We start from the raw sequence: 18,515 nt of genomic DNA, 5'->3' as shown, positions 1-18,515 counted from the left end.
AGCAAGTTTTTTTTACATAACGTCATATGAATTCTCAATGCTTAACAAAAGTGTTGCCCTACAGCTGGGTGATCCTGACTAGCTTGACCTCTTTTCTTGGTACACCCGCCCTTGCTGAAATTACCCCCGCTCCCAATGCCACTGGCACCACCGTAGAAACCGTCAACCATCAGTTCAACATTGGTGGCGGACAACGTTCTGCCGATGGCCAAAACCTTTTTCACCTGTTTCGTGATTTCAATGTCCAGCAGGGGCAAATCGCCAACTTTCTTTCTACCCCGCAAATTCGCAACATTCTTGCTGGCGTCAATGGTGGCAGTGCTAGTTATATCAACGGCGTGCTGCAAGTTACAGGCGGAAACAGTCATCTCTACCTCCTGAATCCTGCAGGTATTGTTTTTGGTCCGAATGCGCAGTTGAATCTACCAGCGGCATTCCATGCCTCGACAGCCCAGCGCGTTCACTTTGGCAATGGCCTCTTTGATCTCAATGGTTCAAACACCTACAGCCAACTCAATGGCTCCCCGATTGGCTTTGAATTTGCCAATAGAGGCATCCTAATTAATGAAGGCAATCTTAGGGTTAATGACGGTCAATCCCTGACCCTGATGGCGCATCAGGTGATCAATACAGGTACCCTTGGCGCAACGGGGGGCACGGTCAATGTTGTGGCGGTACCTGAATCAGGTCTGGTGCGCATTTCCCAAGAGGGCATGCTCCTCAGTCTAGAGATTCCCAAAGAGCGATTGCCCGCCGCAGGCATTATTCAGCCAATTGATCTCCCGACGTTACTCACAGGGGGTAATGGCTATCCTGCCGTCAATAGCGTGATTCAAAATCCAGATGGCACGATTCATTTAGTTCACGACAGTACCAAGATTCCCCTAACCACAAATACAGCAGTCATTGGCGGCACGATAGATGTGAGTCATACCACTGGCGCCGGGGGTAAAATCACCATTGCTGGCCAAGGCAGTAATATTGCTCTGATTAATGCTCAACTGAATGCTGCGGGTAATACAGGGGGCGGCACAATTCTCATTGGTGGTGACTACCTAGGGGGAACAACAGGAACCGGCCGGCTGGGCAGTAGCTTCAATGCACAAAACCTTTTTGTTAATGCCGGTACTCTTTTGAATGCTGATGCCACCCATCAGGGTAACGGCGGCACAATTATCAATTGGGCAGAGCACAACACGCGTTTTTATGGCCAGATCAGTAGCCGTGGCGGTGCCCTTGGGGGAGATGGCGGCTTTGTCGAAGTTTCCAGCAAACAGTTTCTGGATTTTCAAGGCAGAGTCGATACCACTGCCCTAAATGGCAACACAGGAACATTATTACTTGATCCAACAGACATATATATCAGTAATAGCATGTATGATTTGAACATTACTTCCTCTTCGCCCTTTAAAGCATTATCAAACTTTCCTTCAGTTTCTGTGTTAACTATAGGAACGCTGTTATCAGCACTCAAGTCCACAAACGTTGTGATAACAACAGACAGTACTGCAAATTCTACTGGGAATATCTATGTAGAAACCTCAATTTCCAGCAGCTCGACAAACTCACTCACGCTACAGGCTGATAATGATATCATCATCGGCTACCCCATCTCGCTTCAGGGGAGCTTGGTATTACAAGCACAGGGAGTGATTCAAAATCAATCATCCTTCAATAATCCAATTAATATCAGTGCAGCAAACATTAGTGCCAATGCTCCCATACAAACTAATGGCGCCAATATCACCCTCCAAGCTAGTGGCAATATCTTCCTTCCTTCTAGTGGCAATGTTCTCAGTACATCAGGTGGAAGTATTAATCTACAGAGTAGTGGGGGTACGATTTCCCTTGGAGGTTTAGTTAATGCATCTGCAGGCAGTATCCAATTCAGTGGTAACACAACTCTACTAAACTCAACGAGCTTTTCAGGGAAAAATATTACATTCAATGGCAATATCAATGGCAATCATTCTTTGAATATTGACTCAACAGGTCAAACCGCAGTTTCAGGAACAGTCAACACTGCAAGTCTAAGCATCAATGCTCTTGGTAATATTCAGTTGAACAATGTCACCACTAGTTCAGATATTAGTCTAGACTCTGTACTTAAGATTACTGCTGGTAATTTGCAAGTAACTCAAAGTAGTGGTACTATCGGCGTAGTTGCTTTTAATGACATCACTCTCGGCAACCTAATCAGTGCAGGCGGAGCGATCGCAGTCTTTTCAGGAAGCGGGGGTATTTCAACTGGCAATATCAACAGCAACGGTGGTTTTGTTTATCTTGATTCCATAACTGACATAACAACTGGTAATATCACGACTCGCGGGGGTGATTTGGCTGCTGTTGCCTACAGGGGTGCTTTAACAACAGGTAATATCAATACAGCTGGCAGTGGTGGCAATGTTACACTGTTTGCGCCTACGATTACGACGGGTGATATCTTCACCAACGGTGGTAACTTCTTAGCTTGGACTGGTGATTTCCCTATTCCAACCTCTAGAGGTACGATTGATCCAATTCCGGATGATGATTTAACACTGCCTGATCTATTCACTAATCTCCAGACAATACCCAGCGGCAACTTAACGCTGGGTCATTTGACGACTGGTGGTGGGGATGTCAACCTAAGGGGAGGCAATCTAGTTTTCAACTGGATTAAGGCTGGGGCGGGCAGTGTTGATATTTATGCGCAAAATTCACTGCGTGGCTTGGGTACGTTTGTTTTCAATGGTGTGCCTACCACGGTATGGGGTGACTCAGTGAATATCTTTATCAACAATGCTACTCCATTTTTAGTGGGCAATTCCGAAAGGAATGGAACTGCAGGGGCAATTCAAGCCGAGGGATCGATTATTCCTGTACCCACAACGCTTTCAGGTCTTGTGGAGGTCGGAAATATTCGTTTTGAAAATACAGGTCAAAATGTTGTCGATAGCAGCTTGATTTCTCCTGAAGAAGCCAATCCACTATTAGAACCCCCTACACCAGTCATCCCAGACCCCCTTAAAGTACCCAGCGTTCCCCCTGAAATTCTCTTAACTAGAGATATCGAGACTGCCCTAGCTAGCAATAACATTGAAGGTGCACTGGCGTTACTCGATCTACGGGGCTGTCTAGAAGTTAGCAGTTATCTAGAACGTACCTGTGATAGGCAGGATTTCTCCCTTGAGGATTTGCAGGCAGCCCTCAATGAAATTGCCAAGCAAACAGGTAAAAAGCCAGCTGTCATTTACACCCTAGCCCGGCCTGACCAATTTGATCTCATCTCGGTTACCCCAGAGGGGAGGCCGCTTTATACACCGCTGCAGGGAGTGGGGCGTCAACAGTTATTAAAAACAGTGGATACTTTTATTAACAGGGTGCGTGATCCACGCCTGATCAATACCCGTACTTACCTACCGGCGGCACAACAGCTTTACCAATGGTTGATTGACCCTTTGCGTGCTAAATTGAATGCCCAGGGCATTGACACACTGGTCTTTGTTCTAGACAGTGGTATGCGTAGCATTCCCTTGGCAGCGCTCCATGATGGTCAAAACTTTCTTGTAGAGCAATTTAGCACGGCACTGGTTCCCAGTATAAGGCTCATGGATATTCGCTACCGCAGTATTCAACAGGAACCCATCTTGGCAATGGGGGCATCGGAATTCCCGGATCAGTCCCCCTTGCCGATGGCGCCCCTAGAGGTGGCGCAGATTGTTAAAAACCTAGGAGGAGGTCAAGCCTTTCTCAATGAGGCCTTTACAATTGCCAATTTTAGACAACAGCGCCGTCAAGGACTCTACCCTGTAATCCATTTGGCCACTCACGCTGAGTTTCAACCAGGAGCTGCAGAAAATTCCTACATTGCTTTTAGGGATGGGCGATTGAATCTTTTGCAGTTCCAAGGCTTACAGCTTAACCGTCCCCAAGCAGAATTTTTGACCCTCAGTGCCTGCCGCACGGCGGTTGGAGATTTGGATGCAGAACTGGGGTTTGCGGGTCTGGCGGTACAGGCGGGGGCGAAGTCGGTGCTGGCCAGTTTGTGGTATGTCAGCGATGAGGGGACGTTGGCGCTGATGACTACTTTCTACGATTTGTTAAATACGGTACCCATTAAGGCCGAGGCGCTACGGCAAGCGCAGCTAGCGATGCTGCGCGGCAATATTCGCATCCAAGACAATGAACTGCAAACAATTCGTGGCCGCATCCCGTTACCCCCAGAAGTTACCCAAGGGGCTGGTCGTCGTTCCCTCGATCATCCCTACTACTGGGCTGCTTTTACAATGGTAGGGGTTCCATGGTAGGGATAAACTAACGCTCGAGACGGGCAGTAGCAAAAATCTCTTCCAAAATCTCTGAGGCTCCCTGTTCCCGCAGCTTCAAAGCAAGGCGCGTCCCCAGTTCTTCGGCTGTGGCGGCATCTCCTGTAAGACTGTCCTTGACAAGGCGTTGGCCATCGAGACTGGCGACCAATCCTGTGAGGGTGAGTTGACCATTCTCAATCACCGTATGCACCCCAATGGGCACTTGACAGCCCCCTTCCAATTGCCGTAGGAAGGCTCGCTCTGCTAGGCAACGGGCTGCTGTTTCTGGATGTTCAAGGGTCTTGACCAAGGCTAAAATGTCAGCATCGTCGGCGCGGCATTCAATGCCCAAGGCGCCCTGACCCACGGCATAAAGGGAGACTGTTGCGGGTAAGACTTGGCTAATGCGATCGCCAAAGCCCAAACGCCGCAGGCCAGCCACCGCCAAAATCAAGGCATCGTATTCCCCAGCATCTAATTTGGCCAAGCGAGTATTTAGATTGCCCCGCACATCCTTAAACGTGAGATGGGGGTAGTGGTGGCGCAACTGTGCCAAGCGACGCAGTGACGAAGTACCAATGACCGTGCCTTCAGGTAGGGTATCAATGGTGTGTCCTGCCCATTTTGCACCTAAAATAAGGGCATCTGCTGGGTCTTCCCGCTCAGTAATCGCGCCTAAAACTAAACCATCGGGCAACTTGGTGGGTAAGTCCTTGAGGGAGTGAACGGCCAAATCGGTCTCACCCCGCAGCATTGAGAGTTCTAGCTCTTTGGTAAAGAGGCCTTTATCGCCAATTTTGGCAAGGGCGACATCAAGGATATTGTCTCCTTGGGTGGTCATGGTCACCACCTCAAAGGCGCGATCGCGATAGTGGGCTTGCAGTTGCGCCTGTACCCATTCCGTTTGCACGAGAGCCAGTTGACTTTTGCGGGAACCAATGCGAACCGGACGGGATGAGGTGGCAATCATAGCGTTGAGTGTGCAGCGGACAGCATCCAGCCATTATAGGTTGCGGGGATCCCAAGGGGCAAGATCAGGCATTTTAGGGGTGAGTACAAGCAGCAATAATCCCTGCCGCGCCACCAGAGACCACTTGAATGGGGACCCCTAGTGCTTCCTCCACAGTGGCTAAAGGCACATCATCGAGAAAAACGGGTTCATCGTGCTTGAGCATCAGACTGGGCAGAAGCAGGCGATCGCCCAAGGGTTTGCCCTTCAGGTGATAGATCAAATCATGGCCGGTTAATAGCCCTGTCACGGACATCTGCTGTCCCCAATAGTCGCTAGCAAGGGCATAGAGATCAAGGCGCAGGTTCTCAATTTGGTTAAGGCGAGCCACCAAGGGTGCAAAGGCCTGTTCCACGGTATTACCCACCACCCAACTCAGATGACGCGGCTGCGGTAAGCGTTGGGGAAGCTGTTGGGCGTGAAGCTCAAACTCTTCTAAAAACAGGCGAATCGTTCCCACGCCATTACTGAGTTGCGGATAGTCCTGATAGTGGGCGGCGGGGGGTAAGGGCGATCCGGCAATCAAGAACCATTCATCTGCTAGCCAAGCAAAGGGGGTTTGCCACTGCTGTTCAAACCGCTGTTGGAGCGCCTGTACCCGTTGAATCACCGCTTGGGCATGATCAGGGGTGACGGGAATCAGTTCATCCTCAGCAGGGCGAAAGCGGGTCAGTCCCACGGGCACCACCGCCACCGAGAGCACGGTTGGCTCTTCAGGATCATAGAACTGGGCTAAATCCCGCAGTGTTTGCTCGAGGCACTCGCCGTCATTAATCCCCGGACAGACAACCACTTGGGCATGGAGTTGCAGCCGTTGCTCTTGAAACCAGCGAATCTGTTGCAGAATTTCCCCCGCCCGTGGATTTTTCAGTAGGCGTTGGCGAACACTGGCTACTGTGGCATGGACAGAGACATAGAGGGGAGAAAGGCGCAAGCGAGCAATGCGTTGCCATTCTGAGGGAAGCAGGTTCGTCAGGGTAATGTAGCTGCCGTAGAGGAAGCTGAGGCGGTAGTCGTCATCCTTGGCGTAGAGGCTTTCCCGTTTGCCGGGGGGCTGCTGATCAATAAAACAAAAAGGGCAGCGATTGTTGCACTGCATCAACCCATCAAAGAGGGCAGTGGTAAACTCCAGTCCTAAATCTTCATCAATGTCTTTTTCAATTTCGAGAACGTAGGTTTGGCCGTCTTTGCCCAGTATTTCGAGGGTGAGGTATTCCTCGGCACAGAGAAACCGATAATCAATCAAATCGCGGGGGCGATCGCCATTAATGGCCACCAACGCATCACCGGGTTCAAATCCCAACTCAGCGGCAATAGAGCCGGGTTCCACAGCAGCTACAACAGCCGGGCGAAGGGCGCGATCGCTCATGGTTGATTGTTGAAAAGAGGGGGGACAGTCAGCAAAACTTCTTTATCCTGTACTGTACCTTAGGCAGCACAGCCGCTTCCAACTCTCAGGATTCTCAAAGCAACCATAGGGTTGATATAGTGGTGTTCTACATATTTCTAAAAAATGTTAACGAGGACGATAATGGGGTCATTGGGGATTAGCTTTACCGTTGGTGCAGGTAACTTTGTCCCCTTTTATGGGGTGTTGTTGCTGGGTCTTGTGGCGGCCGTGAGTATTGGCCTCATTGCATGGTACAACTCGAAGCGTCCCCCCGGTTGGGAAAATGCCGATCGCCCCAGTTTTATTCCCAAGTTGAATCTCGAAGAGTCTGAGTCCAATCCCACCCCTGATGAGACAACAGATTCGTGAAGCTTTTTCGGATTCTTTTACGGGCGGCTTGGCCGACGATTGTTGCGGCAGCGATCGCTGGCCTTCTCAACGGTGGCAGTACGGCTGCGCTCATTGCCCTGATCAATGCTGCCCTCCAAAAAACCCCTGCCCTCCAGCGCCTCTTACCTTGGGGATTTATTCTCCTCGGCACGCTCCTACTGCTGACCCACTTTAGCGCCCAAGTGCTCCTGGTGCGGGCTGCCCAACAGGCGGTTTATGAAATGCGCCTCCTCCTCAGCCGCCAGATTCTCGCTTCACCCCTACGCCAGTTAGAAGCCATTGGCAATCCGCAACTCCTTGCGACGCTGACAGAGGACGTGGATGCCGTCTCCCGTTCCTTTTCTGTCCTGCCCAATCTTTTTAATGCCATTGCCATTGTTATTGGCTGCCTGATTTACATGGGTTGGTTGTCGCCGCCCCTCTTTTTTGCCCTTGTGGGCTTGATTGTCATTGGTACTGGCAGCTACTTGTTTCTAGCGGGCAGAGCACGCAAATTCCTAGAGCGGGCACGGCAGCAACAGGATCACCTCTTTCAACACTTTCGGACACTCACTGAGGGCAACAAAGAACTCAAGCTCAATCGGCAACGGCGGTTGGCCTTCTTTTATCGGGAATTGGAACCCACTGCTCAGAAAACACGGCAGCAAAACGAGCTAGGGTACATGGTCTTTGCCATTGCTGCCAGTTGGGGGCAGTTGCTGCTCTTTGTTACCATTGGCTTCTTTCTCTTTACGCTGCCCCATTTGCTGGGAGCCACACCCACAGTTCTCTCAGGGTATGTTCTGACGATCATTTACCTCATGCTGCCGATGCAACAGGTGATTGATGCCATTCCGGTATTTAGTCGTGCCAGCGTTGCCCTCAAGAAGGTGGAATCCCTACAACTGAGCCTTGGAGATCCGCGCCAAAACCTCAACGATACAGGCGAACTCCCTCCCCTTGGCTGGAAAACCCTCTCTCTGCGGCAGATCCGTCATCAGTACCGCAGTGGCCATGGGGATGAACCTGCGACCTTTACCCTCGGCCCTTTGAGTTTGACCGTGGAGGCTGGGGAACTCCTTTTTATTGTCGGTGGCAACGGCAGCGGCAAGTCAACGCTAGCGAAAATTATTACAGGACTCTACATTCCCGATCAGGGGGAAATTTGGGTGGATGATCACTGTTTGCAGCCTGAGGACTACGAATGGTATCGCCAACACTTTGCCACCGTTTTTAGTGACTTTTATCTTTTTGAGTCATTGTTGGGCATTGAGTCCCCCGAACGCCTAGCAGCCGTCCCAGCATATCTTGAAAAATTGCGCCTCAGCCACAAAGTTTGCCTAGAAGGTAACCGCTTCTCTACGACATCTCTTTCCCAAGGGGAGCGCAAGCGTTTGGGGTTGTTGATGGCCTACCTTGATGATCGCCCCGCCTACCTCTTTGATGAATGGGCAGCGGATCAAGATCCCCTCTTTCGGGATATTTTCTACCGCCAACTCCTCCCTGAGCTAAAGGCTCAGGGCAAAACGGTATTTGTGATTAGCCATGACGATCGCTACTTTGACGTGGCCGATCGCCTGATCAAACTCGACTATGGCCAACTCGTGACCTAGGTAAACTGCTGGCTCAGCATCAGCGGATTATGCACCGTGATTTTCTTTTTGTGAATTGAGATCATTTTTTGATCGCGGAGTTCCCCCAATAGGCGAGTCACAGTGACCCGTGTCGAACCAATGGCCTCGGCGATCGCCTGATGGGAAAGCTTCAAATCCACAGTGACTCCCGCACTCGTGGGAATCCCAAAATCACGGCAAAGAATCAGCAAAAAGCTCACCAAGCGGGATCCCATATCGCGGTGGGCAAGGGTCTCGATCATCATCTCCGTTTGCAGGATCCGCGATGACAGCCCCTGAATCATAAACATCGGCAAATCGGGATCCTCGTGCATCGCCTTTTCCACCTGTTCGATGGGAACGGCCAATAGCTCCACATTCGTAAACGCCACCGCATGGTAAAAGCGATCGGAGCGGGTGCCGGTAATCAGGGACAGCACCCCAAATACGGTATTTTCCCGCAGCAGTGCCACCGTAATTTCCTCGCCTGCTTCATACACCCGTGAGAGCTTCACTGCCCCCTTGAGGAGAAAATAGACCTTTTCCGCTGGATCCCCCGGAAAGAAAATGGTTTTGCCGCGTTCGTAAGTTTCAGTGGTGGATGGAAACAGGCCACTGGCCATGTGGCGAAAGACGGGTGCTAAGGGTTGATCTTTGTTCATGAGTCGTGTGTCAATCCAAGGTGGTTTAACGGGTGGTGTGGCGATCGCATAGGGTGCTGTCGGCATTGATATCCCCCCAACAATGCAACTCTTTCAACGCCAGCGAATCTTGCTCTGGGTGAAGAGTTCAGCATTGACAGATTAGTAAAACCAATTCAGGGGCATTTTTTTGTATCATGCCACACTTTTTTTCGAGAGAATTAAGGGTGGGCGCAAAAGCAAGTACCCTAATGCTCCCAAGAGGGGGACAAGGCTCCACCAGCGCCACGGTGACTTTTCCAGCCCTCGCCGTTGCCAGTCATCCACTAGTAGCACCGGCAAGAGCAACGACAGGAGGCAAAAGTCTAGGCCCATCACATGAATAAAGCGGCTGGTTTGCCACTGCTGCCAAAAGTCTGGCCAATCGCCGCCGACCAAGCCATAGCCAAGAAAGCCCATAGCCAATAAATCAATGACAACGGCAGTGAGCCGTGATTCCCAAAGGCGTACCCCCCGATTGAGTTCTCCGCTGAAGATCGGTGCTGGCTGGCGCAGGATGAAGTAAGGTAACAGGGCAAACGCACCCACGGCAAAACTAAAAGCCGCAAATGGCCACGCGGGAAATCGCTGTTCTTGACCATCCACCACCAGTAATGCGGTGTAAATCAGTGGCCAGACGCCCATCAAATTAAAAAGACTGACAATGAGGGGGTTAATGCCTTGCCAGTCTCCCGTTGCTAGCCGTTGAATGAGTGTCAGTGTTTGCAGTTGATCGGGGGGTGCAAAACCAAAGCTATAGACAATCAATCCCAGCCACAGAACCGCAAAGAAAATCCGCATACCGCCCTAAGCTAAAACCGTTTCGGGTACCCCCGCTTTTTGCAGTTGCTTCGTAAATTGCGGCAGCACTCGCTGGCACTGGCGGATAAAGGCCTCTAGCCAACCTTGCAAGTGCTCTAGCTGCTCCTCACTGAGAAACACATCGCGGGTGGACTGGTAGGATTGACAAACCACACGACCATCATTGGTCACTGTAAAGTCAGCGAACCAACTGCTGTAGGGACGAGTCCCCCGCCAATAGTTGGCCACAATCATCTTGCCAAGGTATTTCTGGGCGATGTCGCCAATTTTGTTAAAGTGTTCTAGCACTTCCGCCAAGGTGAGGGCTTTTGCTGCGGCGCCTTTTGTTTCTTCAAGCTGCGGCAGGGTAATGTCTGTCAGTTCTTCGCGAGGCTGTCCCCCCAGACCCATGAGGGCAAAGAGTTTTTGTTCCAGATTGGCGAGGTAGCTATTGTAGGTTTGGCCGTTGCGGCTGAGGGTTTGGTGCATCCGCACAATGAGATCAATTTCTGCCAACTTAGTTGCCGCCAAGGATTCTAGGCGTGCCAATTGATCGGCAAAGGCTTGACTGTCACTTTCGGTACCACTCACGGTCAACCCAAGGGATTCAGCACGCTTTGCAAGGAGACGGCGAATGTAATAGCGGGTCATGGGTGTGAGCGACATAAATCTGAACCTCAAATCAAGCCAATGTGGAACACAGGCGGAATGTAAACTTTTGTAAATTAGCTTAACATCTCTCTGGCTGTATTGCAAAATGTAAACGTTACACTTACTGCAGCAGATTCCAGCAGCAGTAGAAACTAACTTTAGGCAAAAGTGAGTTCATTCCTCCTGTTTATCAGTGTAAAAAATGGGGGGTGCTGTTTGGCCAGTAATTTCACGGAAATTTACTTGTACGTTGGCAAATTCAATAGAACTAAAATCAGCTAGGATTACCGAGTTTTAGATTTTTGTGGGGGTGGCCAAGTCTTGACCTAAAAAAGGGGGCGATCGCCCCCCCTATCACAATACGCTTCAGCCTTAATCAGGTGCTAGCTGGCGCTGACCAACTCCGCTAAGCGTTTCGAGACCACAGCCAAGTGTCCTTTCTCCAGTACCTCATCGGCGTCGAGAACATTGAGTCCCATGATGATCCGTGCAATCAGACCCGTCCAGCCGGTTTGGTGACTCGCACCTAGTCCTGCGCCATTATCCCCATGGAAGTATTCATAAAACAGAATTAGATCACGCCAGTGGGGATCACTTTGGAATTTTGCGGTGGCACCATAGAGTGGTCGCCGCCCCGATTCATCCTTGAGGAAGATACTGGCCAAGCGGCGGGCAATTTCTGCCGAGACCTCCCAGAGGTTGAGCCAGCGCCCTGAACCGGTGGGGCATTCCACCGTAAACTCGTTGCCGTAATAGCCATACATTTTGCGGAGAGCTTGCACCAAGAGCGCGTTCACGGGCATCCAAATGGGACCACGCCAGTTGGAGTTACCGCCAAAGAGGCCGGTGGTGGATTCACCGGGTTCATAGCTGACGCGATAGGCCTCGCGGCCGAGTTGGAAAATATAGGGGTGATCGTAGTGGTGACGAGAGAGGGCACGGATGCCATAGTCACTGAGGAATTCACTCTCATCCAACATGCGGGTGAGAATCCGCCGTAGTTTGGCCTCGTTGACGGGGGAGAGCAACCGCCGCTTTTTCACACCCGGGCGATCAATGGGGTTAATGTTGGCTAAAAGCTCAGGGTGGCGGGCATTAAAGGCAGCAATGCGTTCCCTAAAGGTGGGTAGGGAGTCCAGCAACTCTTCCGAGAAAATGGCAGTGGCACACAGGGGCAGCAATCCCACCATCGAGCGTACCTTCAGGCGCTGGGCACGACCATCGGGCAGCCGCAGCAGGTCATAGTAAAAGCCATCCTTTTCATCCCAGAGTTCATCTTTCTGGACGCCAATGCGATCCATCGCCCCGGCAATGTAAATGAAGTGCTCATAGAATTTGCAGGCAATATCCTCATAAACGGGATTGTGCTGTGCTAGCTCCAGCGCCATAGAGAGCATATCGAGGGCAAACATTGCCACCCAAGCCGTACCATCCGCCTGCTCAAGAACACCACCGGTGGGTAGGGGCGCACTGCGGTCAAAGACGCCAATGTTGTCTAAACCAAGGAAGCCACCTTCCATGACGTTGTTGCCGAGGGAGTCCTTGCGGTTGACCCACCACGTAAAGTTGAGCATGAGCTTGTGGAAGACACTCTCAAGGAAGGCCAAGTCACCTTCGCCTTTTTTCATGGCTTTGTCCAAGAGATAGATTTGCCACGTGGCAATTCCATGCACAGGCGGATTCACATCACTAAAGTTCCATTCGTAGGCGGGAATTTGACCGTTGGGGTGCAGATACAGTTCATTCACCATCAGCTTAAGCTGCTCTTTGGCGAAGTCGATATCCATCAGAGCTAAGGGCGAGCAGTGGAAGGCTAAGTCCCAAGCGGCAAACCAAGGATATTCCCACTTGTCGGGCATGGAGATAATGTCGGCGCTTTCAAGGTGGAACCACGATTTGTTGCGGGTAACGATGCGCTCTTCCACATCGGGGGGCAGTGCTTTATCTTCCAGCCACTGCTTGACAGGGTAGTAGTAGTACTGCTTTGTCCACATCATGCCGGCAAAGGCTTGACGAACCACATTGCGCTGATCAGCAGTGCAGTCACTGGGGATGAGGTGATCAAAGAAGAGATCCGCTTCGGTGCGGGCTTGGTTAAGGCGATCGCTAAAGGCATTGCCAAAGCTGAGGGGGCTACTTTGGGCAGATGCTAGGCGTAGTTGAATGATCTCAACCCCTTGGGCGGGAACTGTGACTTGATAGTGGGCAGCCACCTTGGTGCCGACTTTGCCGGGGTTGACGGCATTTTGCTCGCCATTGATCAGGTAGCGGTGAAAGGCATCCTTAACGTAGGGCGAGGCATTGGGCTGGCCAAAGAGCCGCTCAAAGTTGGTTTCGTTCTCAGTGAAGAGGAAGGGCACTGCGCGATCGCTCACAAATTCATACTCTCCTAGCTCCTCATGGCGTGCGCGCACTAATGTTGCATCCATTTGCTTCAGTTCTGGTTTGGCGAGAACCTTGTCCGGTGTCCAACTCCACGTATTGCGGTACCAGAGGGTGGGCAGAACGTGCAAATGGGCAGCTTCGTTGCCGCGATTGTGAATGCTGATTTGAATCAAAATGTCATTGGGAGCCGCTTTGGCATATTCAATGAAGACATCGAAGTAGCGATCGCCCTCAAAGACCCCTGTATCCAAGAGTTCATACTCCATTTCAAAGCGGCTGCGGTGGCGGTTGGTCATCACCAGATCAATGTAGGGATAGGCAGCTTGGGGATACTTGTAGAGGTATTTCATGTAGGAATGGGTGGGCGTACTGTCGAGGTAAAAGTAATACTCTTTAACGTCCTCCCCATGATTGCCTTCATTGTTGGTTAAGCCAAAAAGCCGTTCCTTGAGAATCGGATCGTTGCCATTCCAAAGAGCCAAGGCAAAACAAAGCCGTTGCTGCGCATCACAAATGCCACCGAGGCCATCTTCACCCCAACGGTAGGCACGCGATCGCGCTTGATCATGGGAAAAATACTCCCAAGCATTGCCGTCGGCGGAATAGTCTTCCCGTACAGTGCCCCACTGCCGCTCGCTCAAGTAAGGTCCCCAAAATTTCCAAGGGTTGGCTTGGCCATGAACTTGATTGAGTCGTTCCAGTTCAGGATTGACAGAAAAAACCATCTTTAACCTCGCTTGTTATCTCAAAAGTTCTATAAATGCCTACAAACTCAAACGGAAACTCTTATAAAAAGAGCTTGGCGATTTGAGGATAAGCAAAGTATCCTAACTCCTCAAGAAAGAAAACATTAAGGTTTGGAAACCTTCTAGGGCAGATATAGCCCTTTCCTGAACTAGGGGGACATCTGGGAATCCAATCCGCTACAGTAGGGGTTGTCGCAGTGTTGAGCGTCTTCGTGAAAGAAGTAGTACCCGACCCAGATTTTGCTTGACCTGATGCGCGGCAAGCCTCGGCATTCATGCCGGCGGCGAAGGATAGTGCGGATGGCGGAGGCATCCTAATCATGGTATTGCCACTGAAACCCAAGGTGGCCTACGGCAGGGCATGCCGGAAAGATACGAGCAGCGGTTAGAACTCGCCGAAGCGACTGCGCAGTCATCCCTGCGTGGTGTTGTAGGAATCTACGGCTTTCAGGCCGGGGGGAGGACAAGTCTTCTCCAATCTCCGCTATAATGAATGTAAAGGCTGGTTGTTTGCTCGTTAAACGTAGGTTGTTTAGGAAGCCATTTCTCTAGGCATCTAGGTAAAAAGCAGTCGTAACCATCTTTGCTCTAGGGGAGCAGCCGACAGGGCTCAACTCCACTTTGAGTTTGTCAATTTGTTCGAGAGTTTTATGACATCTGTTTCTTCGTTGCCTGCGCGCCCCCTGCGTCCCAATTGGGGGGTGATTTTTTTTATGGGCATTGTGCATTTGGGAGCGTTGCTGGCATTGGTACCGGGGCTGTTTTCCTGGCCGGCTGTGCTGTTGTGTGTTGTTCTCTATTGGGTGTCGGGAGGCCTTGGCATCACCCTAGGCTGGCATCGCCTGATCACCCATCGCAGTTTGCAGTGCCCGAAATGGCTGGAATACTTTTTTGGCTTTTGCGGCAGCTTGGCCTGTGAGGGTGGAATTATTGAATGGGTTGGCCTCCACCGCAACCATCACCTCCACTCCGATCAAGAACTGGATCAGCACAATTCCCAAAAGGGGTTTTGGTGGTCGCACATGGGCTGGATGCTCCAAGAGGTGCCCGCCAAGGCAGAGGTGGAACGCCTCACCAAGGACATTAACACTGACCCCGTCTATCGCTTTTTGAATCAGTACTTTGTGCCGATTCAAGTGGGTTTAGGGGTCTTGCTGTATCTGTGGGGGGGACTGCCCTTTGTGGTCTGGGGCATCTTTGTCCGCCTTGTGCTGGTGTATCACCTCACGTGGTTTGTCAATAGTGCCACCCATAAATTTGGCTACCGCACCTTTGAATCGGGCGATCGCTCCACGAATTGCTGGTGGGTTGCCCTGCTCACCTTTGGCGAAGGCTGGCACAACAATCACCACACCTACCCCCATTCGGCACGTCACGGTCTGCAATGGTGGGAATTTGATATTACGTGGCTCACGATTCGGGCACTGCAAGCGATTGGTCTGGCCCAAAAGGTGCGGCTCGTGGAAGCCCCACAAATCAATAAAAGCCCTTAAAAGGGGTACTGGGGTTCCGCCTCTTGCCAAATGTGGATCAATTCCCTCGCCTCTGGGTAGAGGGGATGCGTGGGGGGGATGAGTTCGGCGGTGGCGATCGCCTGCTGGTTGTCCCGCCCCACCCAATAGCGCGCCTGCTCCAAGATATTATTGCCCCACTGCACAATCAACTGGTTGGCGGTGGCATAGACACTGGAGTTGGGGGAGATTTCTTGGGCAATGGCAATGGCAGCAGCAAAGTCGCGATCGCGCCCCCCTCGAGCACGGCGCTGGGCTTCCTTCAGGCGAGTCATATCTGGGTCAGGCTGCCAGCTCACCGCTTCCGTTGCAACGGGGGGGAAGAGTTCTTTGAGGCGATTTTGAGCCGTTTCGTAGAGGGCGCGCTGGGGACGAATTTGTTCAAGGAGTTGGCGGGCTTGCAGCAGGGCTTCAGGGGTGCCTTGGCGGGCAAGGGCATTGGCTTGATCGATCAGGGGTTGATCCTCAGTAATCTGGATTTGACGTTGCCACAGCCGTCGCTGATCGCGGATTTGGTTTTGGCGATAGGGACTCGCGTCCGCCAAAGGAATGTTGAGCCTGTTGAGGGCAAGGTAGAGGCGATCCAGCGTGCCGCCACGGGCAATGGCCTGCGCTTCTGCGAGGGTTCGCAGTACCTGCAAATCTGTTTGCCAGCGCCGAATGGCCTGCTGGGCTTCAAAGTAGAGGGGGCGTTCTGCCGTAATCGTTCGTGCTTGGGCGATCGCCCGATCAATATCCTGACCCATCCCCGCTTGGGCAAATTCTTCTGCGGTTGCCAACGTCACCACATCCTCAGCGCTGCGGGCACTCCTGACATCACGGGGAATTAAAACAGCAATGCGCCTTGCCTCTTGGGGGTCATAGCGATTCAGAGCCGCCACTGCTGATGCAAGTAACTGTTCACCCAACTCATTGAGCAATCGCCGCGCACCGGGATAAATATCACTGGTGGTGGGAATTCGCCGCACAATTTCAATGGCAGCGGCCAAGTTATCAGCTCCCCCCTGTGCCATGAGGGCACGGGCTTCATCCAACTGCCGATCTTCCCGTTGGGCACGGATAATCCGCTCATTAAAGGCGCCAAACTGCTCTTGTGCCCAATAACGACAGGCAACAAATTGCAACTGGAGCGAGATTTGAAAAGCTTCTCGCCATTCGAGGTTTTTTAAGGCGGCTTCGGCGCGTCGGTAGATGGCCTCTCCCTCTTGCCAAATTTCCTGCCAGCGCTGAATGCGTTCTTCCACCTTGGCATAGGCTTGGACATCACGGGAAATGCGCCGCGCAAAGGCAATCGCCCGATTTAATTGCCCCTCATGAAAGGCTACCTCTGCCAAGGCCAAAACCTGATCTGACCACGCTTCTAGGCGGCGATTCATCTCAGGGGCAAGGGGATGATCGCGGGGCAAGTCATCAATGAGATCAATGGCATGGAGCAAATCTTCAAGGGTGTGTCGCTCCGCCGCTTGTTGGGCGCAGTAGAGGCGAAAGGAGGCCGATGCCAAAGGCCAAAGGACAAAATCACAATTGCCGGGAGTCGTCGGTTGCCGCAGCAGCAGCCACAGGGATAGCCCGGAAATCCCGACGGAGGTGAGGAGGGAGAGGCTGGCCACCACTTGCCAGTGTTGCAACCAAGGTAGGCAGGCACGCCACTGCTTTTGAACCAAGGGAATTAGATGGTTAAGTTGGCGCGATCGCCCACCAAAGCGTTTTAAGATCGCGATCACTGCGGTTGATTTAGTTTGATCCTGCACCGTCTCCCACTCCCCAACACTCCCTATTGGCCTCCCTAACTGTGAGCACAATGCCCAGTGACAGCCCTTTTCTTAGGCGTTAAGGAACTGAAATGTTGCCCGACACTCACTTGCGCAGTGTTGCGTGGGTTCCATCCTTGGGAAAAGGGCTGTACCTAGGGAATGGCCGAGCCTCTCAAAATTATCCTAATCAATTTAGAGCGAGAGCTAGACCCAAGACAAACTCAACAAACTAACTGTTCGCCGTTTCACTGGGGGTTGTCGCTTCGCTCGGGGCAGGCGATTGGGACGCCGGATTGCCTCGGTTAAGGGCTTCTTGCAACTTGGCTTCATCCTCTTTTGATAGGGAGGTGCGCAGGACTTTACCGCCAAAGGGAGCAATTTCCTCAAGGACTTTGTCGGGTGTGGCTTGACGCACCAACGTAAAGATGGCCGAGCTACCGGGGGCAATGGTTTGTCCCAATTCCTTGATGAAATTATCGTCAATGCCAATATCGGTAAATTTGCCGGAAATCGCCCCCGCCACAAGACCCGCAGCCCAGCCCAAGAGGGGATTGAAGAACAATAGACCAATGAGCAGCCCCCAAAAGCCACCGCCAAGGGCCCCCTGGAGGGTCAAATCCTGAGTCTGGTTGATTTTAACCTTGCCATCTTTGGTGCGCACGACAACAGCCGCGTCCTCAAGGTCAATGAGATGCTCACGCTGGAGTTTCAATAGCTGGATTAATACTTCGTTCGCCTTGTACTCATCATCAAACGCAATGACCACTAAGGTACTCATAACTTTAGGTCTCCCTACGAATGTGGGTCATAGAACCGCTCCTACCCTAGCATTGTCATTAGCAGGTTGGGATTGCGGTATTGTAGCTAAGGGACGAAGCAAGGTCTTTGACAGCCCTTTTCACGGTAAGATAGCGAGACCATGAGCACGCCACAAACCTACACAGTGACCATTCACGTGCGTCCCCTCAAGCCGGGGGATCTACCCACGCGGACGTACACAATTACTGTTCCGAGCGATCGCTATATCCTGCAATACGCTGAGAGCCAAGGCCTTGAGTTGCCCTTTTCCTGTCGTAACGGTGCCTGTACCACCTGTGCCGTGCGCATTCTCTCTGGCCATGTCTATCAACCCGAAGCCATGGGACTCTCCCCCGCCCTGCAAGCCCAAGGCTATGCCCTATTGTGTGTCAGCTATGCCCGCTCTGACCTTGAGGTGGAAACCCAAGATGAGGATGAGGTCTATGAGCTGCAGTTTGGCCGCTACTTTGGTAAAGGGCGAGTCCAGTTGGGTCTGCCCCTCGATGAGGATTAATCAGC

Annotated in this window: 13 protein-coding genes; 5 read left to right on the top strand and 8 right to left on the bottom strand. The window is 51.8% G+C overall.

What is annotated here, in order from left to right; all coding sequences use genetic code 11:
• Nucleotides 1-26: 26 nt before the first annotated feature.
• Nucleotides 27-4,289, top strand: coding sequence for a CHAT domain-containing protein (locus QYC28_RS05835; protein ID WP_149819028.1), 4,263 nt, complete (start codon nt 27-29; stop codon nt 4,287-4,289).
• Nucleotides 4,290-4,296: 7 nt separating this feature from the next.
• Here QYC28_RS05835 and hemC read toward each other — a convergent pair whose 3' ends face one another.
• Together hemC and QYC28_RS05825 are read right to left on the bottom strand one after the other, a co-directional pair.
• On the bottom strand, nt 4,297-5,259 hold the full coding sequence (gene hemC, locus QYC28_RS05830) for a hydroxymethylbilane synthase (protein ID WP_302679996.1): 963 nt from the start codon (nt 5,257-5,259) through the stop codon (nt 4,297-4,299).
• A gap of 73 nt (nt 5,260-5,332) precedes the next feature.
• A complete protein-coding gene (locus QYC28_RS05825; protein WP_302679995.1) occupies nt 5,333-6,667 on the bottom strand; it encodes a TIGR03279 family radical SAM protein in 1,335 nt (444 codons plus the stop codon).
• 162 nt (nt 6,668-6,829) lie between these two features.
• On the opposite strand from QYC28_RS05825, the gene psb35 reads away from it, so the two are divergent.
• A complete protein-coding gene (gene psb35, locus QYC28_RS05820; RefSeq protein ID WP_149819022.1) occupies nt 6,830-7,057 on the top strand; it encodes a photosystem II assembly protein Psb35 in 228 nt (75 codons plus the stop codon).
• The gene (locus tag QYC28_RS05815; protein ID WP_302679994.1) at nt 7,054-8,670 is read left to right on the top strand and encodes a cyclic peptide export ABC transporter; all 1,617 of its coding nucleotides are present in this window, start codon (nt 7,054-7,056) and stop codon (nt 8,668-8,670) included. Before psb35 ends, QYC28_RS05815 begins: the two co-directional genes overlap by 4 nt.
• On the opposite strand, the gene ntcA is transcribed toward QYC28_RS05815, so the two are convergent.
• The 4 genes from ntcA to QYC28_RS05795 all read right to left on the bottom strand — a co-directional run bounded on the left by ntcA (nt 8,667) and on the right by QYC28_RS05795 (nt 13,912).
• Complete coding sequence (ntcA, locus tag QYC28_RS05810) at nt 8,667-9,332, bottom strand: global nitrogen regulator NtcA (RefSeq protein WP_190278317.1); 666 nt, start codon at nt 9,330-9,332, stop codon at nt 8,667-8,669. The genes QYC28_RS05815 and ntcA overlap by 4 nt on opposite strands.
• Before the next feature lie 174 nt (nt 9,333-9,506).
• Nucleotides 9,507-10,151 (bottom strand): DUF2834 domain-containing protein, encoded by a 645-nt coding sequence (locus QYC28_RS05805; protein ID WP_302679993.1) that lies wholly within the window; start codon nt 10,149-10,151, stop codon nt 9,507-9,509.
• A 6-nt stretch (nt 10,152-10,157) separates the two neighbouring features.
• The gene (locus QYC28_RS05800; protein WP_286669048.1) at nt 10,158-10,817 is read right to left on the bottom strand and encodes a hypothetical protein; all 660 of its coding nucleotides are present in this window, start codon (nt 10,815-10,817) and stop codon (nt 10,158-10,160) included.
• A 368-nt stretch (nt 10,818-11,185) separates the two neighbouring features.
• Nucleotides 11,186-13,912 carry an MGH1-like glycoside hydrolase domain-containing protein gene (locus QYC28_RS05795; RefSeq protein ID WP_302679992.1) on the bottom strand — a complete coding sequence of 909 codons (2,727 nt, stop codon included), beginning with the start codon at nt 13,910-13,912 and terminating at the stop codon, nt 11,186-11,188.
• A gap of 671 nt (nt 13,913-14,583) precedes the next feature.
• On the opposite strand from QYC28_RS05795, the gene QYC28_RS05790 reads away from it, so the two are divergent.
• Nucleotides 14,584-15,426 (top strand): acyl-CoA desaturase, encoded by an 843-nt coding sequence (locus QYC28_RS05790; protein WP_190278254.1) that lies wholly within the window; start codon nt 14,584-14,586, stop codon nt 15,424-15,426.
• Here QYC28_RS05790 and QYC28_RS05785 read toward each other — a convergent pair.
• Both QYC28_RS05785 and QYC28_RS05780 read right to left on the bottom strand, forming a co-directional pair.
• Complete coding sequence (locus QYC28_RS05785) at nt 15,423-17,195, bottom strand: hypothetical protein (protein WP_190278253.1); 1,773 nt, start codon at nt 17,193-17,195, stop codon at nt 15,423-15,425. The genes QYC28_RS05790 and QYC28_RS05785 overlap by 4 nt on opposite strands.
• A 232-nt stretch (nt 17,196-17,427) precedes the next feature.
• Nucleotides 17,428-17,976: a DUF1269 domain-containing protein gene (locus tag QYC28_RS05780; RefSeq protein WP_149819006.1), complete on the bottom strand. Its 549-nt coding sequence runs from the start codon at nt 17,974-17,976 to the stop codon at nt 17,428-17,430.
• Between the two features lie 141 nt (nt 17,977-18,117).
• On the opposite strand from QYC28_RS05780, the gene QYC28_RS05775 reads away from it, so the two are divergent.
• Entirely contained in the window at nt 18,118-18,510 is a 393-nt protein-coding gene (locus QYC28_RS05775) for a 2Fe-2S iron-sulfur cluster binding domain-containing protein (protein ID WP_149819004.1), read from the top strand.
• Nucleotides 18,511-18,515 lie beyond the last annotated feature (5 nt).

This window comes from Thermosynechococcus sp. HY596 (genome assembly GCF_030518715.1).
GTDB lineage: Bacteria > Cyanobacteriota > Cyanobacteriia > Thermosynechococcales > Thermosynechococcaceae > Thermosynechococcus.
The sequence above is the reverse complement of the archived record's forward strand: the minus strand, read 5'-3'. Positions and strand labels throughout refer to the sequence as shown.

Bases quoted from the DNA above. Each gene is read 5' to 3' on its own strand.
- QYC28_RS05835 (WP_149819028.1), top strand. From the start codon at position 27: ATGAATTCTCAATGCTTAACAAAAGTGTTGCCCTACAGCTGGGTGATC.
- hemC (WP_302679996.1), bottom strand. From the start codon at position 5,259: ATGATTGCCACCTCATCCCGTCCGGTTCGCATTGGTTCCCGCAAAAGT.
- QYC28_RS05825 (WP_302679995.1), bottom strand. From the start codon at position 6,667: ATGAGCGATCGCGCCCTTCGCCCGGCTGTTGTAGCTGCTGTGGAACCC.
- psb35 (WP_149819022.1), top strand. From the start codon at position 6,830: ATGGGGTCATTGGGGATTAGCTTTACCGTTGGTGCAGGTAACTTTGTC.
- ntcA (WP_190278317.1), bottom strand. From the start codon at position 9,332: ATGAACAAAGATCAACCCTTAGCACCCGTCTTTCGCCACATGGCCAGT.
- QYC28_RS05805 (WP_302679993.1), bottom strand. From the start codon at position 10,151: ATGCGGATTTTCTTTGCGGTTCTGTGGCTGGGATTGATTGTCTATAGC.
- QYC28_RS05800 (WP_286669048.1), bottom strand. From the start codon at position 10,817: ATGTCGCTCACACCCATGACCCGCTATTACATTCGCCGTCTCCTTGCA.
- QYC28_RS05795 (WP_302679992.1), bottom strand. From the start codon at position 13,912: ATGGTTTTTTCTGTCAATCCTGAACTGGAACGACTCAATCAAGTTCAT.
- QYC28_RS05790 (WP_190278254.1), top strand. From the start codon at position 14,584: ATGACATCTGTTTCTTCGTTGCCTGCGCGCCCCCTGCGTCCCAATTGG.
- QYC28_RS05780 (WP_149819006.1), bottom strand. From the start codon at position 17,976: ATGAGTACCTTAGTGGTCATTGCGTTTGATGATGAGTACAAGGCGAAC.
- QYC28_RS05775 (WP_149819004.1), top strand. From the start codon at position 18,118: ATGAGCACGCCACAAACCTACACAGTGACCATTCACGTGCGTCCCCTC.